At 59.1% G+C, this 15,619-nt stretch carries 13 protein-coding genes; 10 read left to right on the forward strand and 3 right to left on the reverse strand.

Annotated elements, in window-relative coordinates; genetic code table 11:
- Position 1 precedes the first annotated feature (1 nt).
- Positions 2-553 carry an AAA family ATPase gene (locus tag PK28_RS15085; protein WP_044515232.1) on the reverse strand — a complete coding sequence of 184 codons (552 nt, stop codon included), beginning with the start codon at positions 551-553 and terminating at the stop codon, positions 2-4.
- A complete protein-coding gene (gene pnuC / locus PK28_RS15090) occupies positions 550-1,173 on the reverse strand; it encodes a nicotinamide riboside transporter PnuC (RefSeq protein ID WP_044515234.1) in 624 nt (207 codons plus the stop codon). Before pnuC ends, PK28_RS15085 begins: the two co-directional genes overlap by 4 nt.
- Positions 1,174-1,282: 109 nt before the next feature.
- On the opposite strand from pnuC, the gene PK28_RS15095 reads away from it, so the two are divergent.
- The 10 genes from PK28_RS15095 to PK28_RS15140 all read left to right on the forward strand — a co-directional run bounded on the left by PK28_RS15095 (position 1,283) and on the right by PK28_RS15140 (position 14,605).
- Positions 1,283-1,606, forward strand: a complete 324-nt coding sequence (locus tag PK28_RS15095; protein ID WP_044515237.1) for a rhodanese-like domain-containing protein — start codon at positions 1,283-1,285, stop codon at positions 1,604-1,606.
- A gap of 18 nt (positions 1,607-1,624) precedes the next feature.
- A complete protein-coding gene (hrpB, locus tag PK28_RS15100; RefSeq protein WP_044515240.1) occupies positions 1,625-4,162 on the forward strand; it encodes an ATP-dependent helicase HrpB in 2,538 nt (845 codons plus the stop codon).
- A gap of 224 nt (positions 4,163-4,386) precedes the next feature.
- Positions 4,387-5,859: an IMP dehydrogenase gene (gene guaB / locus PK28_RS15105; RefSeq protein ID WP_044515243.1), complete on the forward strand. Its 1,473-nt coding sequence runs from the start codon at positions 4,387-4,389 to the stop codon at positions 5,857-5,859.
- Positions 5,860-6,116: 257 nt separating this feature from the next.
- Complete coding sequence (locus PK28_RS15110) at positions 6,117-8,207, forward strand: PP2C family protein-serine/threonine phosphatase (RefSeq protein ID WP_082017146.1); 2,091 nt, start codon at positions 6,117-6,119, stop codon at positions 8,205-8,207.
- Positions 8,208-8,221: 14 nt separating this feature from the next.
- Positions 8,222-8,551, forward strand: a complete 330-nt coding sequence (locus tag PK28_RS15115; RefSeq protein WP_044515245.1) for an STAS domain-containing protein — start codon at positions 8,222-8,224, stop codon at positions 8,549-8,551.
- Positions 8,552-8,575: 24 nt separating this feature from the next.
- Positions 8,576-8,986 (forward strand): ATP-binding protein, encoded by a 411-nt coding sequence (locus PK28_RS15120; RefSeq protein ID WP_044515248.1) that lies wholly within the window; start codon positions 8,576-8,578, stop codon positions 8,984-8,986.
- A gap of 153 nt (positions 8,987-9,139) precedes the next feature.
- Positions 9,140-11,431: a peptidylprolyl isomerase gene (locus tag PK28_RS15125; protein WP_044515250.1), complete on the forward strand. Its 2,292-nt coding sequence runs from the start codon at positions 9,140-9,142 to the stop codon at positions 11,429-11,431.
- Positions 11,432-11,649: 218 nt separating this feature from the next.
- On the forward strand, positions 11,650-13,041 hold the full coding sequence (locus PK28_RS15130) for a peptidylprolyl isomerase (RefSeq protein ID WP_071885157.1): 1,392 nt from the start codon (positions 11,650-11,652) through the stop codon (positions 13,039-13,041).
- A 94-nt stretch (positions 13,042-13,135) separates the two neighbouring features.
- Positions 13,136-14,098, forward strand: coding sequence for an AAA family ATPase (locus PK28_RS15135; RefSeq protein WP_044515253.1), 963 nt, complete (start codon positions 13,136-13,138; stop codon positions 14,096-14,098).
- Between the two features lie 72 nt (positions 14,099-14,170).
- Positions 14,171-14,605 (forward strand): hypothetical protein, encoded by a 435-nt coding sequence (locus tag PK28_RS15140; protein WP_044515254.1) that lies wholly within the window; start codon positions 14,171-14,173, stop codon positions 14,603-14,605.
- Between the two features lie 94 nt (positions 14,606-14,699).
- Here PK28_RS15140 and PK28_RS15145 read toward each other — a convergent pair whose 3' ends face one another.
- Positions 14,700-15,590, reverse strand: coding sequence for an SDR family NAD(P)-dependent oxidoreductase (locus PK28_RS15145; protein WP_044515255.1), 891 nt, complete (start codon positions 15,588-15,590; stop codon positions 14,700-14,702).
- Between the last annotated feature and the right edge of the window lie 29 nt (positions 15,591-15,619).

Raw genomic sequence — 15,619 nt, forward strand, 5'->3', positions numbered from 1 at the left:
GTTAGACTTTAGCTATGGAATACGCGGCTTGGGCGGCCGGGGCAGCCAGCAGCTCATCCACCAGAAAACAAGCCTGCTCCAGGCGTTGGGCGGGCGTGCCGCTGATATCGGCGAACGGGGAAATGCTTTCCTCCAGCTCGCGGCGGTACATCTGGTGGAAATGCTGGCGCAGGTTGGGGTGCTCCCGCAGTGGGTCGGGCTCCCAGGGCAGGTCTACGTTCAGGAGCAGCACCAGGTCGTAGCGGCGCCGCTGCAGTTCCTGCAGAATCCACTCGGGGCAGTACCCAAAGGCGTGCTCACTCCAGATTTTGATTACCAGCAGGTCCGTATCGCAGAACACCACGCGGGAAGCCTGGGCCGCGGCATGCTCTTCGGCAGCCAGCTGGCCGCGGGCTATTTCTTCCAGGTCCGCCAGCGTGTACTGGGGGCCATGTTTTTCCAGGTAGGCGCGGGCGTACTCGGGGGCCCAGGTGGTTTGGTAGTGCGCGGCCAGCTGCTGGCTGAGGGTGGTTTTGCCCGTGGATTCGGGGCCAGTCAGGGAAACGCGAATCATGCGGACAAGGTAAGTTCGGCGACCGGGCGGCGCAGCATCAGCTGGCGCCACTGCCAGTAGCCATAGGCGGCCAGAAAGAGGTAAACCAGGTATAAGCCGCTGGTGAGGTACAGATCTTTGTGCCAGTACATGGCCACGTAGGCCGCATCTACGAGCACCCAGAGTATCCAGTTCTCAATTTTTTTGCGGGTAAGCTGCACCTGCGCTACCAGGCTGATGGCCGTGGTGGTGCTGTCCCAATAAGGAATGGCGGCATTGGTATACTGCTGAAACAGAAAGCCCGCGCCCACCGCATACGCCAGCCCGACTACGCTAAGTCCTAGCCACAGCCGGCTGTTGGTGCGCGTTACGGGCAGCTCCCGGTGCTGGGGCCCGCCGTGCAGCCACTCATACCAGCCATACACACTCAAGGTGATAAAAACCGCCTGCAGGCCCACGTCAGAATACAGACGGGCCTGCAGAAACACCACCACATATAGCAGGCAGCTGACAATGGCCACCGGGAAATTCCAGATGGAATTGCGGGCCGCCAGCCACACGCAGGCAATGCCCGTGAGTACGCCAGCCACTTCAATCGGGCTACTGGCCAGCACCGCCGACCACACTTCAGCAACAGTCACAAATCAGGCGAAAAACCGGTAAACACACATAAACGAACCGAAGGTAGAAAGTCCGGGGTTAATTTTGCGGATCAGGGTGAGTAGTCATCCTGCCGGATAACTACTTTTTATGCTCCCCGAACTCACCCCCGAAGCGCTCCAGACCCGCCTGCAGGAAGGCCCCGCCGTGCAGCTCGTAGATGTCCGTCAGCCGGAAGAATACGACTTTTGCCGCATCGAAGGCAGCCTACTGATTCCCTTAGGCGACCTGCCCGGCCGCGTGGCAGAGCTGGCTACCGATAAGCAGGTAGTGCTGATCTGCCACCACGGCGTGCGCTCCATGCAGGCGCTGGCTTACCTGCAGCACCGCCACGGCCTGACCAACCTGCTCAACCTACGCGGCGGCATTCACGCCTGGAGCCTGCGCGTAGATCCTTCCGTGCCGGTATACTAACCTTCTTTCCTGCCCTGCGTGCAACTCCCTGATTTACCCATTCGCGCTGCCCTTCCCGAGCTGCTGGCCGCCCTGCAGGAGAATCCGTGCGTGGTTTTGCAGGCCCCGCCCGGCGCCGGCAAAACCACGATAGTGCCTTTGGCGCTGCTGCACGCTGATTGGATGCCACCCACCGGCCGCATCATTGTGCTGGAACCCCGCCGCCTGGCGGCCCGGGCGGCGGCCACGCGCATGGCCCAGCTGCTGGGCGAGCCGGTAGGCCAGACTGTGGGCTACCGCATGCGCCTGGAAAGCAAAATATCGGCCCGCACCCGCATCGAAGTAGTAACGGAAGTTATTCTGACGCGCCAGCTGCAGGACGACCCCGCCCTGGAAGGCGTAGCAGCAGTGCTGTTTGACGAGTTTCATGAGCGCAACCTGCAGGCCGACCTCGGGCTGGCCCTGGCCCTGGATGCCCAGGCCGTACTGCGGCCGGATCTGCGGATTCTGGTGATGAGTGCCACCCTGGATGCCGAGCGTTTGGGCCGGTGGCTGAGCGCACCCGTGGTCAGCAGTTTGGGGCGCATGTTCCCCGTCGAAACCAATTACCTGTCGCCGGCCCGGGCGGCAGCGGCCAGCCGCCGCCCGCATGAGCTGCTGCAGGATCTGGCCCCCGTCATCATCCGCGAAGCCCTGGCGCACCACCCCACCGGCGATGTGCTGGTTTTTCTGCCGGGCCTGGCTGACCAGCGCCGGGTGGCTGAGCGCCTGACGCCTACCTTGGCTGCTACCATTGACATCCATCTGCTGCACGGCGAGCTGCCCCTGGAACAGCAGGATGCCGCCCTGCGCCCCGCCCCCGCCGGCCGGCGCAAGATTGTGCTGGCCACCAGCATTGCCGAAACCAGCCTCACCATTGAGGGCGTCACCATTGTGGTAGATGGTGGCTTTGCCCGCGTGCCGCAGTTTGAGCCCCGCACGGGCCTTACCACGCTGGCCACCGTGCCCGTGAGCCAGGCCGCCGCCGACCAGCGCCGGGGACGAGCCGGTCGCCTGGGCCCCGGCACCTGCTACCGCCTCTGGACCGCAGCCGAGCAGCAGCACCGCCCCCATCACCTGCCCCCCGAAATCCTGACGGCCGACCTCAGCTCTTTGGCTCTGGAACTGGCCCTTTGGGGCACCCGCGACGCGACTAGCCTGCGCTGGCTGGATACGCCCCCTGCCCCCGCCCTGGCCCAGGCCCGCCAACTCCTGCTCCGCCTGCAGGCCGTTAATACCGATACGCTGCCTACTCCCCACGGCCGGGCGCTGGCCGGCTTGGGCCTGGCGCCCCGCCTGGCGCATTTGGTGGTGCGCGGCAAAGAAGCGGGCCACGGGGCCACGGCCTGCGCCCTGGCCGCCCTGCTCACGGAGCGCGACATTCTGCGCCCCGCCGATGGCTCCTTTGGCCCGCCCGACCTGCGCCTGCGTCTGGAAGTCCTGGCCAGTGGCCGCGCCCCGCTGCCGGGCCTGCATCCCGACGCGGCGGCCCTGCGACGAGTGCGCGAGGCAGCCAGCATGCTCCGCTCCCGCATTGGTGTAAGTTCATCGGCCATAGAGCCGGACGTAGCTGGTTTGCTGGCGGGCCTGGCCTACCCCGACCGGCTGGCCCAGCGCGAAACGCCGGAGCGCGTGCGGCTGGTTACGGGCCAGCGCGCCGCCTTGCCGGATGAGTATTTCAGCAAGACTGACCAGTTTTTTGCCGTGGCGCATTTGGATGGTACTGCTACCAACCCCCGGGCCGGACTAGCGGCGCCTCTGGATAAGGCCGAGTTGGAGCAGTACTTCGCCGACCAGATTACGACCACCGAGGAAGTGCGCTGGGATGAAGCCACGGGCCGCGTTACCGCGCGCAGGCTGCGGCAGTTGGGGGCCCTTCGCCTGAGCGAATCCAACCTGACTAACCCCGCCCCCGAAATTATGCGGCAGGCGCTGCTGGAGGCTTTGCAGGCAGCCGGCATTGCCCGTCTGCCCTGGTCAGAAGCCGCTACGCAGCTGCGCGAGCGGCTGGCTTTCCTGCATCACCACAGCCCCGCGGAGTGGCCTGATGTCTCGGACGAGGCCTTGCTGGCCGCGCTGCCGGCATGGCTGGGGCCGTTTTTGGATAATGTGCGCTCCTGGGCTGAAATCCAACGAATTGATTTAGGCGAGGCCCTGCTGAACTGGCTGCCACAGGGCTGGCCGCAGCGCCAGACACTGGAACGGCTGGCGCCCTCCCACCTGGAAGTGCCCACCGGCACCCGCATCCGGCTGGACTATGCTGACCCCGCCACGCCCGTATTGGCCGTGCGCCTGCAGGAAGTATTTGGCCTGCTGGATACGCCTACCGTGTATAATGGGCAGGTACCGCTTACCCTGCATTTGCTTTCCCCCGGCTACCGCCCGGCCCAGGTTACCCGCGACCTGCGCAGCTTCTGGGCCACCGGCTATTTTGAGGTGCGCAAGGATTTGCGGGGCCGCTACCCCAAGCATTATTGGCCTGATAACCCCCTGGAAGCGCCTCCTACCCGCGGCACCAAAAAGCAGAACGGCCTGTAAAATCTCCTGCCGCACGTTTTTATCCTGACTTCCGGGCGGTTGCTGTTAAATCACTGAAAACAATGACAGAAGTGGCTCTGCAGCGTTAAAAACGGTTTATTTTGACTTTACTGTGACGGTTAAGCTTTGTTTGCAGCGACAAACCCACGGGCCTGATAACGCGCAACCCAACTTTTCGTCGTAATTTTATCCGGCAATAAGAACCACCTAATCTTCTTGTTGCCATGGCCGACTACGCTGCCAAAATTGCCTTCGAGGCGCTTACTTACGACGACGTTCTGCTGCTGCCTGCCTATTCGGAGGTATTGCCCCGCGACGCCGACACCAGCACGCAGCTGACCCGCAACATCCGGTTGAACCTCCCCTTCGTTTCGGCGGCCATGGATACCGTGACCGAAGCCGAAATGGCCATTGCTATGGCGCAGGAGGGCGGCATTGGCGTCATCCACAAAAACATGAGCATCCGGGCCCAGGCCGAGCTGGTGCGCCGCGTGAAACGCTCGGAAAGCGGAATGATTATGGACCCGTTTACGCTGACGGAAACAGCCACTCTGGGGGATGCCCGCAAGCTGATGCGCGACAATAAAATTGGCGGCATTCCGATTGTGGACGGCCAGCACCGCCTGAAAGGCATTCTGACCAACCGCGACCTGCGCTTTGAGAAGGATATGACCCGCGCTGTATCGGAGGTGATGACCCGAGAGAAGCTGGTAACGGCCATGGCCGGCACCGAGCTGGCCCGCGCCGAAGACATTCTGCAGGAATCGAAAGTAGAAAAGCTGCCGGTAGTAGACACCGAAGGCCGCCTGGTGGGTCTGATTACCTATAAAGACATCCGCAAGCGCCGCCGCACACCCAACGCCTGCAAAGATGAGTTCGGCCGCCTGCGCGTGGGCGCGGCCGTGGGCGTAACGCCCGACTTGCTGGACCGGGTGAAGGCCCTGATAGAAGCCGGCGTAGACGTGGTGAGCGTAGATACGGCCCACGGCCACAGCAAAGGCGTATTGGATGCCGTGCGCAACATTAAGCGCCACTACCCTAACCTGGAAGTTATTGCCGGCAACGTGGCCACCGCCGAAGGCGCCCGCGCCCTGGCCGATGCCGGCGCCGACGCCGTGAAGGTGGGCGTAGGGCCCGGCTCTATCTGCACCACCCGTATTATTGCCGGTATTGGGGTTCCGCAGCTCTCGGCCGTGATGGAAGCTGCCCGTGGCCTGCAGGGCACCGGCGTACCGCTGATTGCGGATGGCGGCGTGAAATTCTCCGGCGACGTGGTGAAAGCCCTGGCCGGCGGTGCCTCTTCCATCATGATTGGCTCCCTGCTGGCCGGCACTGAGGAGGCCCCCGGCGAGGTCATCATTTATGAAAGCCGCAAATTCAAAAGCTACCGCGGCATGGGTTCGGTAGAAGCCATGGAAGACGGCTCCAAGGACCGTTATTTTCAGGATGCCGAAGATGATATCAAAAAGCTGGTGCCGGAAGGCATTGTGGGCCGCGTGCCTTACAAGGGCGGCGCCGGCGAGGTGCTGTACCAGCTGGCCGGCGGTTTGCGCGCCGGCATGGGCTACTGCGGCGCGGGTACCATAGAAAAATTGCAGGAGGCCCGCATGGTGCGCATCACCGGCGCCGGCCTGCGGGAGTCGCACCCCCACGATGTACAAATTACCAGTGAGTCGCCTAACTACAGTAGCCGCTAGGCTATTATAGCCTTTTAAAGAAACCACAACCGGCAGCCCAAATGGGCTGCCGGTTGTGGTTAGTAGCCGGCTGGTTTTTCCCGGGCTATACATTTTAGCGCAGCTACTTCGGCGTAGTGGCCGAAACGGCTGTATATTGCCCTGCCGGCGCCAGCCCTTTTGGCGGGTGCAGGCTTATTTTACCGTGTTTACGGTAATTTGCCTTTGTTTTTTACTCCACGCTTACTTCCGCTTCGGCGTATTTCTATTCCCTGTTCATGCCCCAAACGCAGCCATTGAAGTCCTTGGCGTTGCCACTGGCATTAGTAAGCTGGGTTGCTTTGCTGCTCACCACGCTGCTGCGGGCTAATCCTACGCTCCTAGCGGTACAACTGCCGGCCTGGCTCACACTGCTGGCCCAGGGAGTTTTTGTGGGCAGTGTTTTCCTGCACCAGCGCTACCAGCCCGACCCACTGCGCGGCACGGATTTCGTGGGGGTGTTGCGCCGGCTGATTATGGGACCGGGGTTGCTGGCCAGCATTTGCGTAGGCCTGCACTTATTGGAGCGGCTGCTGCAGTTTCAGCTGGGCATTGCCGACCGCACCCTGTTTGCCATCATCTACACCCTGAATCTGGGGTTGTTTGTGTTATTTCTGGCCCATACCTGCTACACGTGGCGGTCGTTGGTGCTGTTTCGCGCTTCGCCTACCGTACATAAGCAGTGGGCTTGGTTTGAGGTATTGCTGGGTAGCACCTTGCTGCTTCGGCTAGTAAACCTGCAGTTACCGCTGCTGGCAGCCGGTATTATTCTAGGGGCGCTGGGGGTGTTTGGCGCTTATCTCAGCAGCCACCAGCGCTGGGTAGCTTACCTCAACCGCCGCCAAAAGTGGGAGGTTATTCTGCTGCAACTGGGGGTACTGCTGGCGCTGGGCGTTTTCACTATCTACTTCCTGCGTATTCGCCACGATCCGCAGTTGGTGGCGCCTCAACCGCAGCATGCGTTCCTGCTGCTCACGGTATTCTTCGCCGCGTTTTATGCCCTGATGGGGTTGCTCGTTACGCTCTTCAACCTGCCCACGGCCGGCGTATTTGAGCAGAAGCGCGAGGAAATCATGACCATGCAGCGCCTCACGCAGCAAATTCAGCGCGGGCAGTCAGAAGTAGAGATTTATACTTCCTTTTTTGATGCCGCCCGCCAGACGGTGAATGCCGAAGCCGCCTGGCTGCGGATTAATAGCCTGGAAGGTGAACCCTACAGCCGCCTGGAAGTGGTAACTGAGGCGCAGAGCCTGGCCATGGAAGGCCTGCTGAAGGATTACAACATCAGCGGCATAGAATACCTCAACAACGACTTACCCAGCAGCAGCGGCTTCCGGGCCCTGGACCTGCCGTTTGGCTCCCTGCTGGTGCTGCCCCTGCGCTCCGCCAAACACACCTACGGCGACTTATACCTGCTGCGCCAAACCCGCCAGGGCTTTGATCGGGAAAGCCTGAGCATGCTCCAGACGTTTGCCAGCCAGACCATCCTCAGCATCGAGAATCTGCGCCTGCTGCAGGACTCCATTCAGAATGAGCGCTACAAAGAGGAGCTAAAAATTGCCAGCTCCGTCCAGGAAAGTCTTATTCCCAAAACACTTCCTACTGATAACTGGTTTGAAATCAGCTCCCATGCCTTAGCGGCTAAGGAAGTTGGGGGCGATTTTTACGACTTTCTGCACCTGCCTGGTAAGGGCCTGGCTATTCTGATTGGCGACGTATCGGGCAAGGGTATTACGGCGGCTTTCCACATGGCGCAAATGAAGGGCATCTTTCATGCGCTGATGCAGGAAAACCCGCTGGCCAAGGACGAAAAGGAGCGTTTCCCGCTGCCCAGTAAGTTTATGGCTATGGCCAACCGCGCCTTGGTGCATTGCCTGGAGCGCTCCTCCTTTATTACGGCTACGCTCTACATTGTGGAGTATGAAAGCGGGGGCTTTGTGTTTGCCCGCGCCGGCCACTGCCACACGCTGTATTACCACTCTTTAAAAGAAGAAGTGGCGTTTTTCCGCTCGGCAGGCCTGGGTCTGGGCATCATTCGCAACGAGACGTACGATAAGTACATTAAAAACCAGTTCTACGATTACAACCCCGGCGACGTGATGGTGATTTACACCGATGGCATTGTGGAGGCCCGTAACGCCGAACAGGAAGAATACGGCGAGGAGCGCCTGCGCCAGATGCTGGAAAAGACATACTACCTGCAGGCGGATGAAATCAAAGAAGCCATTCTGGAGGATTTAGGCGAATTCAGCTACGGGCAGCCCATTCACGACGACCAGACGCTGCTGGTAATCAAATTCAAAACCGCTCAACCAGGCACTCACCCCTAACGTAAAGAAGTGTTATGAAAATAACTCAACAGACTTCGGAAAATACCCTCACGCTTACGCTGGACGGCGAACTGGATGCCAGTTCATCCGTTCTGCTGGATACGGAGCTCTCGCAGCCCGATATTCTGAACAATAAAAAGGTGCTGATTGACTGCCAGCGGCTCAATTATATTTCTTCCGCTGGTCTGGGCGTATTCATCTCCCACCTGCAGCGTTTTCAGGATGCTGGCGTTAAGCTGGCCTTCTTTAACATGCAGGAGAAGGTGCACAACGTTTTCGAAATTCTGGGGCTGGATAGTCTGATGACTATTGTACCATCAGAAGCTGAGGCAGTTGCTTTATAATTCTTACCCGCTAACGCCTCTGAAATGAAGAACGCAATCCGAATCAGTTGCAACCGAAGCAATCTGAAAGTGGTGCGCGACTTCGTGTCCGGGTACTTAGTAGAGTATGGCCAGAATGCTGTGCAGGTAAATCAGATTATTCTGGCCATAGATGAGGTGGTAGCCAACCTGATTATTCATGCCAACGCCGAAGATGCCAATCAGTATCTGGACATCCGGCTGGATATGCACAACAAAACCTTCACCATTGAGCTGCGCGACCAGGGCATTTCCTACTCCCCCAGCACCTATCTGGAGCCGGATTTGCTGGAGCACATCCGCACCGGCAAGAAGGGCGGCGTGGGCATGACGCTGGTTAACCGCATTATGGATCGGGTGGAGTTTACCCACAGCGGCAACTACAATATCTGCCGGCTTTACAAGACGCTGGCCTGAAGCTACACCGCCTGGGCCGTGTTGAGCACCCTGCTCCCCGCAGGGTGCTTTTTTATGGGCTGGATGGGCAGAAAAAAATCCGTAAAATTGCACTAGTCAGCCACCCCGGGGCGTTACCCCGCCGCCGACTTTCCTTGCCTTCTATCCTACTGTATGCGCAGACGCATTCTTTTGACCGGGGCCGTAGCCACGGTACTGCTGGCCGGTTGCCAGACGTCCAAGACTCCTTCTTCCGCCAAACAGCCCGTTCTGGAAACCCTGGGCACGCATGAGGTTCCCGCCTCGGAATTTGCCTATGTGTACCGCAAAAACAACAGCGGCACTCCCGAGGCCGGCACCAAGGCCAGCGTAGCGGAGTATCTGGACCTCTATACCAACTTCAAGCTGAAGGTACTGGAAGCCGAAAGCCGCGGGCTGGATACGACCCAGGCCTTTCAGCGCGAGCTGGACGGCTACAAGCAGCAGCTGGCCCAGCCCTACCTCACGGAGAAAAGCGTAACCGACCAGCTGGTGCGCGAAGCCTACGACCGGCTGAGCAAGGAAATCAGCGCCGCCCACATTCTGGTGCGCATGGCCCCGGATGCCGACCCCAAAGACACCCTGGCTGCCTACCAGAAGGCCCTGGCCCTGCGCCAGCGCGTGACGGGCGGCGAAGACTTTTCTAAAGTAGCGGCCGAGACGTCGGAAGACCCTTCGGCGAAGGAAAACGGCGGCCGGCTGGGCTATTTCACGGCCCTGCAAATGGTGTATCCGTTTGAAACGGCCGCTTACAAAACGCCCGTGGGCGAGGTGTCGCAGCCGGTGCGCACGCGCTACGGCTACCACATTATTAAAGTAACCGATGCGCGGCCGGCGCAGGGTGAGGTAAAAGTGGCCCACCTCATGATTCGGGCCACGCCCGGTATGCCCGCCGCCGATTCCGTAACCGCTAAGAAGAAGATTGATGCCCTGTATAGCCGTTTGAAGCGCGGCGAGAACTGGGAGAAGCTGGTAAGTCAGTTCTCCGAGGATGGCGGTTCCGCCACCAATGGCGGCGAGATACCTCCCTTTGGTACCGGCCGCATGATTCCCAGCTTTGAAGAAGCCGCTTTCAAGCTGCAGAAGCCGGGTGATTTGTCGGCACCGGTGCAAACCCCCTATGGCTGGCACATCATCAAGCTCATTGGCAAGCAAACGCTGCCCAGCTTCACGGATATGGAGCCCATGCTGAAAAGCAAGGTGGCCAAGGACTCCCGCTCAGAGCTGAACCGCGAAGCCTTCCTCAAGCGCATCCGCACCGAAAATCAGTTCACGGAAAATAAAGCGGCCGTAGACTACGCCTTCAGCAAGGCAGATACCTCCCTCACCAACGGCCGCTTTAAGTACACCGCACCTGCTACTATCAGAGTCGCCAAAGGCTACGCATCGGATGAAAGCCCGCTATTTACCATTAAGAGCAAACCTTACTTAGTAAAGGATTTTCTGGCTTACGTGCAGCAGAACCAGCAGCCCCGCCCCGGCGCCGATACCCGCCACACCATGCAGCTGCTCTATGATCAGTATGTAAATCAAAGCCTCATAGATTTCGAAAAGGCTAACCTGGAGCAGAAATACGAAGACTACCGCATGCTGGTGCACGAGTACCGCGACGGTATTCTCCTGTTCCAGCTGATGGATGAGAAAGTATGGTCGAAGGCCGTGGAAGACACCGCCGGCCTTCAGAAGTTCTTTAAAGACCACCAGGCTAACTACCAGTGGGAGCCCCGCGTGCAGGCCACGGTTATCAGTGCTGCCTCGCCGCAGCTGCTCAGCCGCGCCCAGCAGCTGTTGGCAGCCGGCAAATACCCTGTAAAGCGCGGCCTGCCCACCAGCGCCACCTTTAAAACTGGCTCTACCACCCTTACCAAAGCCGGCCAGGATGCCCTGGACCGCCTGGCCATCAGCCTGAATAATGACACTGCTATTACGGTACGCGTAGTGGGTCAGATCAAGCGGGGCGAAGCTGCCAGCCTGGCCCAGCGCCGCGCTACCCGCGTGGTAGACTACCTAAAGAGCAAGCAGGTGGGCGCTCAGCAGCTGAGCACCGCCGTGGCCCCGCGCCCCGTGGCCAGCAGCGTGCAGTTTGATATCAACACCACCGTCCTGAGCGGTTTGGAAGAAGCTCTAAACGAGCAAAACCCGCTGGCCGTGAAAGCTGAGCAGCGCGGCTACCCCAAAGGTGACAGCAAAGTGGTGGACAGCCTGCCGCAAAAGCCCGGTACCTACAATGCCCAGCTGGATGGCCGCTACTATTTTGTGCGCATTGAGCAGGTGCTGCCCGCCGGCCCCAAAACCCTGGCCGAAGCCCGTGGGCAGGCCACGGCCGATTACCAGAACTTCCTCGAAAAACAGTGGATTGCCGAACTGCGGGCCAAGTACCCGGTTACGATAAACCAGGCCGAGGTTGACAAGCTGGTTACGAAGTAAACCCGTACCTTTCGTAAAGCCCCGGCCGTGAAACAGCCGGGGCTTTTTCTTGGGCGACCGTGCAACGCCCGGCACTTCTCCCGACTCCTTGCAGAGGCTTCGGTGCGTGTTTTGCCGGAGAAAGGAATTATCCTGAAATTTACGGGCGGCTTGGAACGTTCTCCTTGCCAAACAGCCTCTGGCGCAACCTTGACCCGGCAGGCTTTTATCAGCATCTCATGATTGATTTTTTTGGTTCGTCGGCCCGTGTGGTCCTTTTGGTGGCCGGTTTATTGGCGGGCACCACTGCCACTAGCTACGCGCAGCTGGGTGTTTCCCGCAACGCCGCCCCCAAGCGGGTGATTGACGGCATCATTGTGAAGGTAGACAACCAGATTGTGCTGCGCTCGGACCTGGAGAACATTCTGCTGCAGGAACAGGCCCAGGCCAACGGCAAGCCCCTTTCTCCCAACATTCGCTGCGAAATTCTGCAGAGCATTGTACTCAACAAGCTAATGCTGGCCAAGGCCGAAACGGACTCCGTAGTGGTGGAAGACAGCCGCGTGCGTGACGAGCTGGACCGCCGCATGAACTACTTTGTGCAGCAGATTGGCTCTGAGAAAAAGCTGGAGGAATACTACAACAAGCCCATCCGGGTGCTGAAAGAGGAACTGCGTGCCCAGGTAAAGGAGCAGCTGGTAACGCAGGAAATGCAGAAGATTATTGCCGGCAAAGTAACCGTGACGCCCCGCGAGGTGCGCCAGTACTTTTCGCGCACGCCTAAAGACAGCCTCCCCTACTATTCTACCGAGGTAGAAGTAGGGCAGATTGTGAAGCTGGCGAAAACCAACAGCAAGGCCAAGCAGGAAACCATGGCCAAGCTCAACGATATCCGTGCCCGAATTGTGGGCGGTGAGGATTTTGCTACGCTGGCCAAGCAGTATTCCGAAGACCCCGGTTCCGGCAAAGAAGGCGGCTACTTGGGCTTCTTCAAGCGCAAAGAGCTGGTTCCGGAGTACGAAGCGGCTGCCCTGCGCCTGGAGCCCGGACAGATTTCTCCGGTAGTAGAGTCCCAGTTCGGTTTTCACATTATTCAGCTGATTGAGCGCAAGGGGGACAGTTTCTCTACCCGCCACATTCTGTTGAAGCCCAGCACCGGTACCGCCGACGTGAACGAAGCCGCCGAGGCGCTCAGCAAAGTACGCGCCCGTATTCTGGGCGACAGTATCACGTTTGCCAAAGCCGCCAAAGACGTTTCCGACGACAAGTTTTCCGGCGCCAACGGCGGCCTGCTGCAGAACCAGCAAACCGGCACCACTTACCTGCCGCTGGATAAGCTGGACCCCGCCATCTTCTTCACCATTGATACCATGAAGGTGGGCAGCATTACCAAGCCCCTGCCCTACCGCACCGACGACGGTAAGGACGCCATGCGCATTATTTGGCTGAAATCGAACACGCCGCCCCACCAGGCCAACCTCAACGATGACTACCAGAAAATAGCCCAGGCTGCGCTCACGGAGAAGAAAAACAAAGCCCTGGACGACTGGTTCCTCAAAAACCGCGGCAACGTGTTTATTGAAGTGGATCCGGAATACGCCGGCTGCAAGCTGCTGGAACCCCTGAATTAAAGATTGATGGGGTAGTGGCTGCGGCGGTTTTTGCCTCCGTATAAGGCCACTAATTGCTGCCCTTGCGTATCAATCACCAACTAAAAACCTATCTATGCCCTTCGCCTCCGATAAAGAAGCCGCCGATGCGCTGGCCCAGTCCTATCAAACGCTGCGTCAGGAAATCGGCAAAGTCATTATCGGGCAGGATGAGGTGGTGCGGCTGGTGCTTACGGCCGTGTTTTCGCAGGGCCACTGCCTGCTGGTAGGCGTGCCAGGCCTGGCCAAAACGCTGCTCATCCAAACCATTGCCGACTCGCTGGATTTGTCGTTCAACCGCATTCAGTTCACGCCGGACTTGATGCCTTCTGACATTGTAGGCTCTGAAACACTCACCCAGCAGCGGGATTTTCAGTTTGTGAAGGGTCCGATTTTCGCCAACATCGTGCTGGCCGACGAAATCAACCGCACGCCGCCCAAAACCCAGGCTGCGCTGCTGGAAAGCATGCAGGAATACGCCGTTACGGTGGCCGGGCAGCGCTACCCGCTCAACCGCCCGTTCTTTGTGCTGGCCACCCAGAACCCCATTGAGCAAGAAGGCACTTATCCCCTGCCGGAAGCCCAGCTGGACCGCTTCATGTTCAACATTCAGCTGGACTACCCCAGCTACGAGGCGGAGCTGCAAATCGTAAAAAACACCACCTCCGACCACAAGCCCACCGTGCGGAAAGTGTTGCACGCCGACGAGATTCAGGCTTTTCAGCACCTGGTCCGTCGTGTGCCCGTAGCCGATAACGTGGTGGAGTACGCTGTAGGCCTGGTGCACCGCACCCGCCCCAACACCGAGCGGGGCGCCGCCCGCGCCACGCAGCTCTTGGAATGGGGTGCCGGCCCCCGGGCCTCCCAGCACCTTATTGTGGGCGCCAAGTGCAACGCCCTGCTCAACGGCAAATACTCCCCCGATATTGAAGATGTGAAAGCCGTAGCCCTGCCCATTCTGCGGCACCGCCTGGTGCGCAACTTCAAGGCCGAGGCCGAAGGCATCTCGGTGGAGCAAATCGTAAAAGAAATCCTTTAAGGTATAGCTGAATTAACCGTTCCTACTCGGAGTCTTTCAGTTTCATCACGCAGCATTCAGAAGTAACCTACCATGGAAGTTCCCGCTTACTACCAGCAGTTTGAGCGCAATATTGAAATTATCCTGGATGCTATTCAGGCCGGGCTTGATCTGCGCACCACAGCGCTGGGTACCTCGCTGCCACTGGAAATATATGTTCTCTGCGAAGTACTGAACCAAGGCGGCGCCCACTTCACGCTGACCACGGAGGGCCTGGCCCGCGTAGAGGAGTTTCAGCGCCAGTACATGCAGCATGAGTCGGAAACGGAAGCTGAAATGAAGCGCATTCTGGACGATAAAAAGTCGTTTATGCGCACGCCGGAAGGCCGCGTACTCACCAAGGAAATGCTGATTCGCCGTTTGGAATTCTTTAATGAAGCCGCCCGGCAGGTGAATGTCATGCGTACGCAAAGTGCCCTGGGCAGCCCCACGCAATACCAAGTACCTGGCACGGCCGTAGCCCGGTAGAAATAAATAGCAACAAAAAAGGCCGCTCTGGAAAGAGCGGCCTTTTTTGTTTAGCCCGACAGCAGAGCCTGCGGTTTACCTATTGGCTTCGTATTTACTCCGCCACCATGCTACCGGCATCCTGCGGACGAATTTTGGTGTGCCCGTCTTTGGCGTGCAGCACATTTAAGCTGCCTTCGGGCTCCTTTTTCAGGTCGCTGGGCACGTCGTCGCCGTGGGGGCCTTTGGATACAGTGGTACCGCCATCTACAAAGTACAGGGAGCCGGTTACGTAGCTGGCTTCATCGGAAGCCAGGAATAAGTACACGTTAGCTACTTCCTCAGTAGTACCGCGGCGGCCCATGGGCGTGCCGGAAATCAGGCCTTTCTCCATTTTAGAGGTCATGGGGCCGGTTTCTTTGTGCGTCCAGGCGGTATCAATGGGGCCGGGGCAAACACAGTTGGCGCGCACGCCCTGCGGGGCCTGCTCTACTGCCACACCTTTCATGAAAGAGTGAATAAAGCCTTTGGTACCGCCATACGGGGTATTGTTGGCCAGGCCCATCTGGCCCGACTCGGAGCCGGCCGAAACAATGTTACCGCGGGTCTTCTGCAGCTCCGGCAGGGCGGCGCGGCTCATCATGAAGGCGGAGTAAATGTTGTTTTTGATCATATACTCAAACGCCTCCACCGGATATTCATCCAGGGTGGCTGTGGTAGGAAACACGCCGGCATTGTTAATCAAAATATCCAGCTTGCCATATTCCTTCACGGCCAGCTGCACGCAGGCCTCGGCGGTGGCCAGCAAGGAGATGTCGCCGGTAAAAGCCACGGCCCGGCCGCCGGTCTGGAGTATTTCTTCTACCACTTCGCGCACGGGGTCTTCGGCGAAACCAGCCACCACCACGGCGGCTCCTTCTTTGGCAAAGCGTTTGGCCACGGCCTCGCCAATACCGGAGCCACCGCCGGTTACAATGGCTACTTTATTTTCCAATCGTCTGGTCATCTTAGAAAGTGTTGGTTGTGGGTAAATCA

Source organism: Hymenobacter sp. DG25B (assembly GCF_000801315.1).
Classification (GTDB): domain Bacteria; phylum Bacteroidota; class Bacteroidia; order Cytophagales; family Hymenobacteraceae; genus Hymenobacter.